Origin of the sequence: Halorussus marinus (assembly GCF_004521895.1) — an archaeon.
GTDB lineage: Archaea > Halobacteriota > Halobacteria > Halobacteriales > Haladaptataceae > Halorussus > Halorussus marinus.
On record NZ_SBIR01000012.1, the window covers coordinates 129,194 to 140,704 of the forward strand.

General features: G+C 63.4%; 16 protein-coding genes, 1 tRNA gene and 1 pseudogene. 13 read left to right on the top strand and 5 right to left on the bottom strand.

Annotated elements, in window-relative coordinates; translation table 11 throughout:
- The first annotated feature begins 60 nt into the window (after positions 1-60).
- From EPL04_RS15390 to EPL04_RS18860, 3 genes are all read left to right on the top strand, one after another.
- Positions 61-372 carry a DUF5798 family protein gene (locus tag EPL04_RS15390; protein ID WP_134672078.1) on the top strand — a complete coding sequence of 104 codons (312 nt, stop codon included), beginning with the start codon at positions 61-63 and terminating at the stop codon, positions 370-372.
- 36 nt (positions 373-408) lie between these two features.
- Positions 409-1,389: a PLP-dependent cysteine synthase family protein gene (locus EPL04_RS15395; RefSeq protein ID WP_134672079.1), complete on the top strand. Its 981-nt coding sequence runs from the start codon at positions 409-411 to the stop codon at positions 1,387-1,389.
- Positions 1,390-1,466: 77 nt separating this feature from the next.
- Positions 1,467-1,631, top strand: coding sequence for a hypothetical protein (locus tag EPL04_RS18860; RefSeq protein ID WP_167599493.1), 165 nt, complete (start codon positions 1,467-1,469; stop codon positions 1,629-1,631).
- Between the two features lie 4 nt (positions 1,632-1,635).
- Here the strand turns inward: EPL04_RS18860 and EPL04_RS15400 are convergent, their stop codons facing one another.
- Positions 1,636-2,295 carry an HAD family hydrolase gene (locus EPL04_RS15400; RefSeq protein ID WP_134672080.1) on the bottom strand — a complete coding sequence of 220 codons (660 nt, stop codon included), beginning with the start codon at positions 2,293-2,295 and terminating at the stop codon, positions 1,636-1,638.
- A 37-nt stretch (positions 2,296-2,332) separates the two neighbouring features.
- Complete coding sequence (locus tag EPL04_RS15405) at positions 2,333-2,743, bottom strand: CoA-binding protein (protein WP_134672081.1); 411 nt, start codon at positions 2,741-2,743, stop codon at positions 2,333-2,335.
- 119 nt (positions 2,744-2,862) lie between these two features.
- Between EPL04_RS15405 and EPL04_RS15410 the strand changes: the two genes are divergently transcribed.
- A complete protein-coding gene (locus EPL04_RS15410; RefSeq protein WP_134672082.1) occupies positions 2,863-3,831 on the top strand; it encodes a C-terminal binding protein in 969 nt (322 codons plus the stop codon).
- A 21-nt stretch (positions 3,832-3,852) separates the two neighbouring features.
- Here EPL04_RS15410 and EPL04_RS15415 read toward each other — a convergent pair whose 3' ends face one another.
- Together EPL04_RS15415 and EPL04_RS15420 are read right to left on the bottom strand one after the other, a co-directional pair.
- Complete coding sequence (locus EPL04_RS15415; RefSeq protein WP_134672083.1) at positions 3,853-4,506, bottom strand: RAD55 family ATPase; 654 nt, start codon at positions 4,504-4,506, stop codon at positions 3,853-3,855.
- Between the two features lie 96 nt (positions 4,507-4,602).
- Positions 4,603-5,754 carry a hypothetical protein gene (locus EPL04_RS15420; protein ID WP_134672084.1) on the bottom strand — a complete coding sequence of 384 codons (1,152 nt, stop codon included), beginning with the start codon at positions 5,752-5,754 and terminating at the stop codon, positions 4,603-4,605.
- 119 nt (positions 5,755-5,873) lie between these two features.
- On the opposite strand from EPL04_RS15420, the gene EPL04_RS15425 reads away from it, so the two are divergent.
- The 9 genes from EPL04_RS15425 (at position 5,874) to EPL04_RS15465 (ending at position 11,008) form a co-directional block, all read left to right on the top strand.
- On the top strand, positions 5,874-7,178 hold the full coding sequence (locus tag EPL04_RS15425; protein WP_134672085.1) for a geranylgeranylglyceryl/heptaprenylglyceryl phosphate synthase: 1,305 nt from the start codon (positions 5,874-5,876) through the stop codon (positions 7,176-7,178).
- Positions 7,179-7,341: 163 nt separating this feature from the next.
- Positions 7,342-7,416: transfer RNA gene (locus EPL04_RS15430), tRNA-Arg, on the top strand.
- A 215-nt stretch (positions 7,417-7,631) separates the two neighbouring features.
- Positions 7,632-7,916 carry a hypothetical protein gene (locus EPL04_RS15435; protein ID WP_134672086.1) on the top strand — a complete coding sequence of 95 codons (285 nt, stop codon included), beginning with the start codon at positions 7,632-7,634 and terminating at the stop codon, positions 7,914-7,916.
- The gene (locus EPL04_RS15440; RefSeq protein WP_134672087.1) at positions 7,916-8,254 is read left to right on the top strand and encodes a hypothetical protein; all 339 of its coding nucleotides are present in this window, start codon (positions 7,916-7,918) and stop codon (positions 8,252-8,254) included. The genes EPL04_RS15435 and EPL04_RS15440 overlap by 1 nt, the downstream gene beginning before the upstream one ends.
- Positions 8,251-8,808 carry a hypothetical protein gene (locus tag EPL04_RS15445; protein ID WP_134672088.1) on the top strand — a complete coding sequence of 186 codons (558 nt, stop codon included), beginning with the start codon at positions 8,251-8,253 and terminating at the stop codon, positions 8,806-8,808. Before EPL04_RS15440 ends, EPL04_RS15445 begins: the two co-directional genes overlap by 4 nt.
- Positions 8,805-9,350 carry a hypothetical protein gene (locus EPL04_RS15450; RefSeq protein ID WP_134672089.1) on the top strand — a complete coding sequence of 182 codons (546 nt, stop codon included), beginning with the start codon at positions 8,805-8,807 and terminating at the stop codon, positions 9,348-9,350. The genes EPL04_RS15445 and EPL04_RS15450 overlap by 4 nt, the downstream gene beginning before the upstream one ends.
- Positions 9,347-9,928: a hypothetical protein gene (locus tag EPL04_RS15455; protein WP_134672090.1), complete on the top strand. Its 582-nt coding sequence runs from the start codon at positions 9,347-9,349 to the stop codon at positions 9,926-9,928. Before EPL04_RS15450 ends, EPL04_RS15455 begins: the two co-directional genes overlap by 4 nt.
- The gene (locus tag EPL04_RS15460) at positions 9,925-10,686 is read left to right on the top strand and encodes a hypothetical protein (RefSeq protein WP_134672091.1); all 762 of its coding nucleotides are present in this window, start codon (positions 9,925-9,927) and stop codon (positions 10,684-10,686) included. The genes EPL04_RS15455 and EPL04_RS15460 overlap by 4 nt, the downstream gene beginning before the upstream one ends.
- A 97-nt stretch (positions 10,687-10,783) precedes the next feature.
- Positions 10,784-11,008, top strand: coding sequence for a hypothetical protein (locus EPL04_RS15465; protein WP_134672092.1), 225 nt, complete (start codon positions 10,784-10,786; stop codon positions 11,006-11,008).
- Positions 11,009-11,389: 381 nt separating this feature from the next.
- Here the strand turns inward: EPL04_RS15465 and EPL04_RS15470 are convergent.
- Positions 11,390-11,511, bottom strand: a pseudogene (locus EPL04_RS15470) (IS1595 family transposase); the annotation flags it as partial.

An 11,511-nucleotide genomic window follows, 5' to 3' on the forward strand; every position in this document is an offset into this window, starting at 1 on the left:
TCTTAAAAAGGCCGGCGGTCGAGTCGGAAAAGTCACGTATCGCCGAACGCACTGTAGGGTATGGGATTCGGAAGCACGGCCAAGAAGGTCCAGAAGCTCGCCGACACCGCAGAGAAGCTGTACAGCAAGCTCAACGAGCTCCGCGAGCAGGTCGTCGAGATGCGCGAGTCGGTCGACGCCACGACCGAGCGCGTCGAGACCCTCGAACGCGAGATGGCCGAACAGCGCGCGCTCCTCGATGCCATCGCCCGACAGCAGGGCGTCGACGTCGACGACGTCGAGGTCGAGTATCCGGCCGACACGACCGAAACGGACACAACTGGGGCCGGCGGAGCCGACGAGTCGGACGCGACCGACGCCGCCGACGCATAAAAAGCGTTAACAGCGACAGCAACTTTTGGCCAGACGATGACGGACTACCGCACGCCGCTGGACTCCGTGCTGGAGACGGTCGGCGAGACGCCGCTGGTTCGCGTGCAGGCCGCACCGCCGGAGGTGCCGGTGTACGCCAAGCTCGAATCGTTCAACCCGGGCGCGAGCATCAAAGACCGCATCGGCAAGTACATGGTCGAAACGATGCTCGACCGCGGCGAGTTAGAGCCCAGCGGGACGGTCATCGAGCCGACCGCGGGCAACACCGGCATCGGGTTCGCGGTCGCGGCGGGCCAGCTCGACGTGGACGCGGTGTTCGTCGTTCCCGAGCGGTTCAGCGTCGAGAAACAGCAGTTGATGGCGGCGCTCGGCGCCGAAGTCATCAACACGCCCACCGACGAGGGGATGGGCGGGGCGATCGAGCGCGCTCACGAACTCGCCGCCGAGTTGGACGATGCGGTGGTCCCCCAGCAGTTCTCGAACCCCCTGAACGTCGAGGCCCACTACGAGACCACCGGCCCGGAGATCTTCGAGGCGCTGGACGGCGAGGTCGGCGCGGTGGTCGCGGGGTGTGGAACCGCGGGCACCCTGATGGGGATCGCCGAATACGCCCTCGAACAGGACCCGGACGTCCACGTCACCGCGGTCGAGCCCGAGGGGTCGCTGTACGCCGAGACGAAGGGCGAGGACCCCGAGGAGGCCGACTACAAGATCGAGGGCATCGGGACCCACGATCCCGCGACCAACGAGCTGTTCGATCCCGACCTCGTCGACGAGGTGGTTCAGGTCCCCGACCGGCGGGCCCACGAGGAACTGCGCCGGCTCGCCCGCGAGGAGGGCCAACTGGTCGCCTCCAGCGCGGGGGCGGCCAGCGCCGCGGCGCTCCACGTCGCCGAGCGGATCAGAGACGGCGAGATCGACGCGCCCCACGACAGCGTCGCGACGGTGTTCGCTGACTCCAGCGAGCGCTACCTCTCGAAGGGCATCTACCGGTCGTTCGAGGAGTGGGACGGGTAGGGGCGGCGACCCCGGTCGATCGCCGGGGCGACGCGGCCGGCGCGCCATTTTTCGGTCCCGAGCGGCTACGCTCGCGTATGTCGCTGTCGACCTACCGGTGTCCCTGCGGGGCGACCCTCCGGTTCAGGCAGGACCTCACCAAAGAGCAGGCGACGACCCGCCCGCGGTGGAAGTGCGGGGACTGCGGGACGCCGGTACCCGGACGGATCGCCGAGAAGCTCCGCCATCAGCACCCGAGCTGAGCCGTCACGTCCACGGCGGCGTCCGGAGTTCGCCCATCGAGTTGATGGTGTGTTCGGGGGTGACCGCGACGGGTTCGTCGGCCGTCGAGAGCCACACCGCCTCGACGCCCGCGGCCTGAGCGCCGCCCACGTCCGAGCGCAGGGAGTTGCCGACGTGGACCGCCTCGGACGCCGAGACCCCCATCGTCGCCAGCGTCCGGTCGAACGGGTCGGGGTCGGGCTTGACCGGGCGGCCGGGCTCGGCGAACGTGGTCGCCTCGAAGCGGTCGGCGATCCCGAGCGCCGCCAGCTTCGCGGTCTGGATCTCGCGGCCACCGTTTGTCACCAGCGCGAGGTCGTAGTTCGCCCCGAGCGCGCCGAGGGCCGCCTCGGCGCCCGGGAGGAATCCGACGGCCTCGGGATCGGGGTCCTCGTAGGCGCGGGCCACCGCGAGCGCGTCCGCCCGGTCGCGACCCAGTTCGTCGGCGATCCCTCCGAAGCACCGCTCGCGGAGTTCGAGTTCCGTCTCGGCGGTCACCCGCGCGAGCCACGGGCGGACGTCAGCGACGTCGAAAAACGGCTCGACGCCGGCCCGCCCGAAGGCGTCGGCGAGTCGGGCCTCGGGCGAGCCGGGATGCGCACAGATGGTGTCGTCGAGATCGAGGAGGACCGTAGAGACGCTCATCGAGTTCCCTACGCGCCCGACGGCTAAAAGCGCCCGGTCACCCGACCAGCCGGCCGTGTTCGACCTTGAGACACCGGTCCTGTACGACGCGCTTGCCGGCGGCCTCCGCGCGCTCGGCCGCCTCGTCGTCGGCGATGCCGAGCTGGGTCCAGATCACCCTCACGTCGTCGCGTTCGAGCGCCTCGTCGACGATGTCCGCGACCTCCTCGCTCGGCCGGAACACGTCCACGATGTCCACCCGCTCGTCGACGTCCGACAGCGAGTCGTAGGCCTCCCGCCCGAAGATCTCGTCGGCGTGGGGGTTGATCGGGATCACCTCGTAGCCGTGCTCGCGCAGGTACTTCGGGATCTCGTGGGCGTCTTTGCCCGGCGTGGACGAACAGCCGACGACTGCGATCGTCTCCAGCCCGAGAATTTCGCGGAGTTCGGGGTCGCTCTCGACTGGCATGCGACCGCAACGACGGAGCGTGCGGCCAAAAGCGTGTGGGTCGCCGAGAACGCCGCCGCGGTCGGCGACGCGCCCGGCCCCGCCAAGCTATTACTACCCGCGTTTCTTCGGTAGTGACTGTGTCACACGAGATCGTCATCAGCGACGACAAGACGCTCGACGAACCCACCAAAGACGAGGTGCTCGCCGACGTCGACGCCTCGCTGTCGGTGCTCGACGAGAAGACCGTCGAGGGGGTGATCGCGGCCGTCGCCGACGCCGACGGGCTGATCGCGGACGCGGCGACCCCGGTCCCCGGGGACGTGTTCGCCGAGAGCGACCTGACCGTGGTCGGGCGCGCCGGCATCGGCGTCGACAACATCGACGTCGAGGCCGCGGCCGACCACGGGGTCACGGCGATCCACGTCCCGGACTACTGCGTCGACGAGGTCTCGACCCACGCGCTGGCGCTGTTGCTCGGGGTGGCCCGAAACGTCCAGACCTACGACCGAGACACCCGCGACGGCGGCTGGGACTGGCAGGCGGGCCGGCCGATCCACCGCCTTCGGGGCCGGACCCTCGGGCTGGTCGGCTTCGGCAAGATCCCCCGGCGACTCGCTCGGAAAGTCGACGGGTTCGGCCTCGACGTGATCGCCACAGACCCCAACGTCACCGAGACCCAGATGGCCCACTTCGGGGTCGAACGCGTCCGGTTCGACGAACTGCTCGACCGATCCCACTTCGTCTCGGTCCACGCCCCGCTGTACGAGGCGACCCGGGGGTTGTTCGACCGGGCGGCGTTCGACGCGATGCGCGAGGACGCCCTGCTTGTCAACACCGCCCGCGGCGCGGTCGTCGACGAGGCGGCGCTGGCCGACGCGGTCGCCGACGGCGACATCGCGGGCGCGGCCCTCGACGTGATGGCCGAGGAGCCGCCGGGCGACTCGCGGCTGTTCGATCTCGATCGGGTCGTCGTGACTCCACACACCGCGTGGTACTCCGAGGAGTCCAGACACGAACTGAGCCGTCGGGTCGCCGAGGACGTCGCGCGCGTGCTGGAAGGCGAGCCGCCCCGTTCGCCGGTCGATCCCGGCCTCGAGTGGGTGTGAGCGCCCGGCGACCCCGCGACCCTACTCCGGGACGGGTCGCCAGTCGGTCTCGCGGCCGATGCCAGACAGTTTGAGCTCCGACTCGCCGTCGTCGTCGGTCCGGACGGTTATCTTGCCGTCGAACAGTTGCTGGAGCGTGCTCATCGTCTGCTGGTCGTGGGCGGTCGAGTCGATGACGAACACGCCGAGCGCGTCGGCGCTCTGGACCCGTCCGGTGAACACATGGAGAAATCGAAACACGGTCTGGAGGTTCGAGTACATCAGGAGGGTCGACAGCGAGTGGAGCATGATTCGGTTTCGCTTGACCCCTCGCTCGGAGTAAAACGACTGGAGGAACTCCGAGAGCTGGATCCCGATCCCGGTCATGTCGACCGGCGAGGAGGTGTAGGCGATCTCCTCGGACGGGGTCGGGTTCGTCCCCTGCTGTTTGGAGACGCAGTCGACGATCCCGATCGGTCCACCCTCCTCGCGGCCGAGTAACTCGCGGAGGGACGCGCGTATGTCCTCGCCGTCGTCTTTCGTGGTGACGACGATCGACCCGTCGCCCCGACGGCTACCGTATGCGAGAACCTCCAGAGCGAGCCGTCGTTTACCCGTCATCGGGGGGCCGGCGACCAGGAGATTCGTCCCCGGATCGACCTCGACCTCCGGACAGGCGTCACCCAGTTCGTACATGGCGGTTTCTCGTGGCCGAAACGCCGGGAGCGCCGCGGCGGCGTCCCCGATAGTGCCTGCCAATAAGATACTGTGTTCCGCTTATATTCTTTTTGATTAGTTGGCCGGGTCGCCGGGTCGCGTCGACAGCGACCCGATCCGGTCGAGCGACTGCTGGCGGATGTACTCGATCGCGATCCGGGTCAGGTGGTCGTCGGGGTCGGCGCAGGCGTCGGCCCTGTCGAGGTACGCCTCGACGATCGCCCGGACCCGCTCGACCCCCGACTCGGCGTCGTCGGCGAGGTTGAGTTCGGCGGTCACGGGCGTGAGCTGGGTCCCCCTGTCCTCGGGGTAGTCGTCGGTGTCGTCGAGGCCGATCTGGGCGCCGATCACCATCAACACGACGGCGCGCTTGAACCCCTCGCCCAGCGCCGTCCCGAGGTCGGCCTCGTACATGTTGAGCATGTCCTCGTAGAGGATGCCCACCCGCGCGTACTGGGTCGCGAAGTACGGCAGGTCGGCGTCGGCCTCGAACAGATCGCCGTCCGCCAGTTCGGCGTCGCGGTAACGCTCGCGGATGGCGTCCCCGGCCGCCGCCCGGGCGTCGGGACCGTCGGCCGACAGATAGTCGTCGAGCAGCGAACGGAAGGCGTCGTCCTCGTCCTGGTGGCGTTCGGAGAGTTCGACGGCGTGGTCGTAAGACGACCGGACCGCCTCGGGGGTGTCCGAACGGTCCAGCCACCGTTCGACGCCGGCTTCGAGGTGCCGTTGGGCGACCTCGGCGACCGCCTCGGTCGGCCGGAGGTTCGACTCGAAGTCCTCGTACTCGTCGTCGTTGATCGCATCGCGCATGTCGCCGTCGAGCAGGGCCCGGACCACGTTTCGCGTCGTCTCGCGGCCGCGCGCGACGAAGTCGCGGTCCACGTCCCTGACGAGTCGCGCGACCGGGAGGTCGCCGGCGGCGGTGTGGATTCGCCCGAGGGTGAGGAGTGCGGGCAGGACCAGTCTGGTGTCGTAGTCGAACCGGGCGGACTCGCCCGCCGCGCCGGGGACGGGCTCGAGTTCGCCCGCCTCGCGCGCCCGATCGAGCGCGCGCTCGACGCCCAGAAACAGTTCCTCGGTCATCGACTCGATCTCCGACTCGACCTCGCTGCGGAGCAACACGACCGAGGCCACCCGCGGGTCGGGCGACTCCGCGAGGTGGTTCGCCAGCGCCCGCGCCACCGCCGGGACCCGTCGCCCGACGGTCTCGACCAAACCCTGTGTCACGTCCGTGAGTCGCTCGCGCCGTCACATGAGTATTGTGGAACGCCGGTCGCGAGCCCAGCGTCACGCGGAGCCGATCGGGGAGCGAGCGACTTATGTGGGTCAAGCGACCCCTCGGAGGTATGACGACCCGCGACGAGGTCGCCGGACTGCTCGGCCGTCTCGGCCGGGCCGCCTCGCTGGGCGCGCGCACGGTGTTGCCTCTCGACACGAACCCCGTGCCCGCCGAGTGGACCCACGTAACCAAGGTCGATCCGGAGCGCGAAAAGCGGCTCCCGGTGTTGTTCCCGTGCTACCTCCAGCACACGAGCGCGGTGTCGGTCGGCGGCTCGGCCGACGTGACCGCCGCGAACACGGAGGCGACGTTCGACGCGCTGGCGCCCGCCTCGGTGCCGACCTTCCACGAACCCAGCGACCCCCGCCACGTCACCCCGAAGACTCGCGAGCGGGCCGACCTGCTCGCGATCCCCGAAGTGCTGAACGGCGACTCGGCGTCGCTGATCGGCCAGCTCGGGGCCGGAACCGAGTACATCCGCGAGGAACTGCTCCCCGAGATGGTGGCCGACAGGCTCCCGCTCGCTCCCGAGTCGGTCGCCGACGCCGTCGCAGACTTCGCGACGTCGTGGCTCCTCGCCGAGGCGGTGTTCGAGGCGTACATCATCCAGAACCCCGACAGTGCCGCCGCCCGGGAGGCGAACGTCGGCGAGGACGATCTGCTGGCGGCTCGGGCGGCCAAACGCCGGGCGATGGCGGCCGAGCGCCACCTCGGGAGCGAACTCGTCTACCTCGAATACTCGGGGACGTACGGCGGCGAGACCGCCGCCGAGGCCCTGTCGGCCATCGACGACGGACTGACGTGGTCGCGGCTCTGGTACGGCGGCGGCCTCGACTCTCGGGAGCACGCCGCGGCGATGCTCGAAGCCGGCGCCGACGCGGTGGTCGTCGGCGACGTCTTCCACCGGATCGCCGACGAGGAGGCGGACCTGTGCGCGGCGGCGACCGACCTCGACGCCGAAGCCACCGCGTCGGCGGCCACCGAGTGGGTCCGAGACCGCCTGGACGTCGGGGAGTCGGCCGCCGCGTCGTACCTCGCGACGATCCCGTCGGTCGAAGACCCCGAACGGCTCGCCACGCGCTATCTCGGCGCGACAGTGCGGGTCTCACTCGGGGTCCGAGCGCTCGCCGACGACCTGCGGGGCGACGTTTCGACGCCGGGGACGATCCGTCGCCGCCTCGCGGACCGCGACGCGCCGTGGCTCGACGACGCGATCGCCCTCGCGCCCGACGACGACGCGCTCGTCCGCCGAGCGGTCGTCTCGCTGCTCGCCGACGCCACTGGGGTTCCTGCTCCCGACGGCGTCTCGCCGGCCCAGTTTGCGGTCGCGACGGCACCCGACTCGTCGTCGGGGGCGGACCCGCGACCGTGACGGTAACGCGTATCGGCGGGATGGCTTCCGTCGTTCCCGTCTCGGTAGGGATGGCTTGCCGTCCCACTGGGACGGTGCCGTCGCCGAGTGACGATCGCCACCGGGTCACACGTCGGACTCGAATCGCGGCGTTTAAAACCAGCGAGGCAGTACGATATCTTGCGGGCGCTTAGCTCAGTCTGGACAGAGTACTTGGCTTCGGACCAAGCTGTCGCGGGTTCAAATCCTGCAGCGCCCATCCGTTTTCTACTTGCCGCAAATCTACAGGACGCAGTGGGTGTCCTTTTAAGACCAGTCGATTTGCTGGTGAAGAGTCCAATAGTAGCACGGTTGCGGGTCTACCCCTTATTGCGATTGTTGGATGCCAGCCTGTTAAACATGTAGCTCAGTGGGTTTAGCTATAGAATCCGAGAGCTGGCAGCTACTATATCGGCTCTCCACATAGTATGTCGTGTGAGCGAAGAAGATGATGAACCCCAGAACCCAAGTGATGATGACGGGCGAGGGGAGACGACTGACGAGTCGAACGACACCAACAACCACCGTCGAAAGCCGAACGAGATTAAGATGCGGGCGGGGCAGCTCGAAGTCGAAGCCAAATCCGTAGACGAATCAGTCGGCGATTTGGCGGATATCATCTCGGGCGAGATGGAATCCCTGATGCGCTACCATATTCGGGGAGAGATGGAGATGCTCGAAGAACACGACCTCCACTCCATCTTCCTGAGTGATGACTGATGCCGCTCATCCTCAGAGACCGACTCGGAGTGTTCTCGCTATTCCCGCTGTTTTTCATCAACCTCGTCGCCAGCACAGCCGCCGTCATCCTACACAAGATATACCCTGTCGTGGCGACCGTCGCCCTCGGCGTCTATGTGTATGTCTTACTCCTGCAGACTCGCCTGATGGCGTTACTGCTCGTGTCGGGTTGGGTGACGACGCCGATTATCGCACAGTTCACGCACGAGTTCTCGGTCGATGTGGCGGTCTACTCGATGGGAGTGTTCACCGCTTCGGTCGTCGCCGCCCACCTCATCGCAATCGTACTCTCAGCAATCACGGGATTTAGAATATGAAACGGAGAACATACCTATCGACGGTCGGCGCATCGGTCGCTCTACCAGTTGGTGTCGGCGGTGGAGTCCTTAGCGAACTCGAAGAACCCGACCACCTCACACCCGACGAGTTCAGGAATCGACTTCCTGAGCAGATAGGGAACTACGAAGGCGGCATCACGCACGCTGGCGAGACTAATTCTTCAGGCGAACTCCTCATCGCCTCATATCAAGACTCGGAGTGGCCCGTCGGGATTCAATACATCGAGGAAAACGACCCGCAGCTGATAGCGATGATGCACTGCACACACCACTATCCCGAGTCACTCTCTGAAGCGGTGAATCGTCTGTCTCGCTTCTTCTCGGAAGTGGATGTGCAGTATGAACAGCTGAGGGACGGCTACCTCGAATACATCACATACGAGTTTAGCGATGGGTATCGAGTCCGTACTGAGTACGACTTGCGGGAGAACGGTAAAGAGAATCGGGCGTGGGTCAACGGAGAACTCTACGAATTCTCTGACCAAATCGAGCGGAACGAGTTCGTGAACGAAGAGGTGCAATCTCGAATATGAATAGGAGGCAATACATCCACTCAGTCGGAGGAATCGCACTCACACCCACGCTCTCGGTCACGGACACACGCACGAGCGGACACATCACAGGCGAAGAATACAAGCAGAGAGTACCTACCCGCCTCGGAGAATATGAGGTGTCTCACGGGCAATACGAACACGAGATAGACGGGACATACATCTACTCGTACTACACTAATCGACACCCGTTCCTCAAAATATCGTATACTGAGAAATCTGACTCTCAAATCCGAGCTACTGCTGGCACGGATATCTGTTTCAAGCCAAACACGGTATACGAAGGGTACAGATTCCTAAGAGCGTTCAAAGAGCAAGTATCGTACTGGAGTCGAGGGAAGACGGGTAACAAATACTCATACAGAGTCTACACCATCGGAGACTGGACGGTTACTCTACAGGGGTATGGCGGCGGACACGAGTCTTCTACACTCGCTGTCATCGATGGCGAACTAATCGACTTCCAAGACAAGCAGGAGAGACAACGAGCGGTTTCTGAAAAAGTCATCAATCGAATCCTATGAAACGACGCAACTATCTCCAATCGCTCGGTGGGATTGCTCTCTTGCCAGCACTATCTCTGACTGGTGAGACAGGAGACGAGCCTGAGCATCTCTCCCTCGAACCTCTCGAAGATATTCGTCTTACCCCCGACGAATACAAACGATGGCTTCCATCTCGAATCGGGGGAGAGAACGGACTCCTCGAAGTATCCCACAACGAGTTTGAGCTTGGGGTCGGGAAACTCATCCGCTCTTACTACTCGCACGACCCAACTCTGAGAGTCACTTATACTGAAAAGGCAGACAACCAAGTTCGAGCCAAAGCAGGCGGTCTCTTCTTTCGACCCGACTACCTCAATCACGCTGCAGAGTTCCTCAACTTGTTCGACAAGCGAGTCGATTACAAGTCCTCGAAGACGGAGAGGTTCCACTATCACACTTACACGATAGACGGGTGGAGAGCTACGGTTAGAGACGAACTCGGCCCTACTGAGGAACACTCTTTCGCTATTATCGACTACGACGGCACTTCGTTCCCTGACCGAGAGACGAAGCGACAGCACATCACCAACGAAGTCACAGAGAGACTCTTCCCATGAAACGGAGACAATATATCGGAACGGTCGGCAGTATCGCACTCACACCGATAGCGACCACTACAGAAGTCCGTGCATCGGATGATACTGAAGAGAACCCTACCTCGAACGAGATAAAAGAAGCATCAACTGCCTATGTCAAACGATACGATGTTGGGACGATAGTCTCGGTCGTTATTCCTGAGGATGTAGACGCTCTGAGCATCTCAGTCCAAATCGAGACCGACGACGACCAGCTCGACCACCGCTATATCGACTCAGCAAAACACCCGATAGAAGAACTGGATGGGAAGAACATCTGGCACTTCTTCCACCAATTCCGAGATGCCGACGAAACGGTTCTCCTCAACTTTAGCGGGCAAGAACGAGAATCAATCGAGGTCGAGCAAACAGAGCAACACATCCTCGGCAACCCGTCGATAGATTTCGTCCACGACAAGACCCGCAAGGTCGGCGAAATCAACTACGCCACAATCAAACTGTTAGAAGACTCCGCTGTCCAAACGAAATTCGACCTCGACAGCGACTACGACTGGCTCTCCTTCGAAACCTACGATGACGAGGCAGAAGAGTGGGTCGAACATCGATGGGAACAGAAATACTTCGAGAAATTTGACGAGGCTCGATGGGTGAATATGTGCGGGTGTGACCGTCCGATGCCGACAGTACTCCGTTCTCAGGGACGGCTCAAACTGTTCGGCGTTGACGAGAACGGTGAGAAAGAACACATCCCGCTCATCCGTCGCAGGCCGTCCCGATGAGACGACACAACTACCTCACCACGGTCGGCGGACTCGCACTCACACCAGCAGTAACACTCGCACGAACGGGTGCGGGCGAGGATGCGGAGGAATCGGTATGATGCAGTCCATCATCGTTCGGAGCCGCCCGTCGCTTGCTGAAGAGATTGAGGAAGAGGTCGTGATGATGGTTGAGCGTCCGTCAGGATGGCCGTTCGATGCTGGAGAGATTCAGCACGAGTGCGATGAGTGTACGCTGGTCAAACTGAACGACGGTCGCTATGCGATTCGGCTACCGTTTTCGGAAGGCGAGTCGTGGGATGTAGTCGGTGAGAAGAACTAACCAGCGAGTACAGGCACGCCTCACGAGTTTGATTTTCCCGAGAAGGTATTTTCGTTGATTAGAGTGCGCCGAGGAAGAATACCAAGAAGACGAACAGGATTGTGATGACGATTTGAATCACTATGAGTGCGAGCAATACCTTACCTGTGAATTTCAAGAATCCTTTCATAAGTATATAGAAATATACATATCAGTCCCTAAATAATTACTGCCGTTTAGAGTATGAAACCAACTGTTAGAGAGCACAGGTCGGCTACGGACACACGCACACACCCGCTACTCCCGATATGCAAGCAGTAGAAGATTAGTAATCTACGAAATTAGCAAGTAGAGCGTCTTAGAAGGACTCCGTGGCGAGCCTGTGCTCTCAGAGTTTCGCTCTTATGTAGAGCTGCGGAAAGCCCCGATAACGAGGCAATCAATGGTTGAGTCGACGGATTCACCAGCCAAGTTGAGTGATCGAACAATGCCGAAGGTGTGAGCGGCCTGTTCCAAGCCCTGCT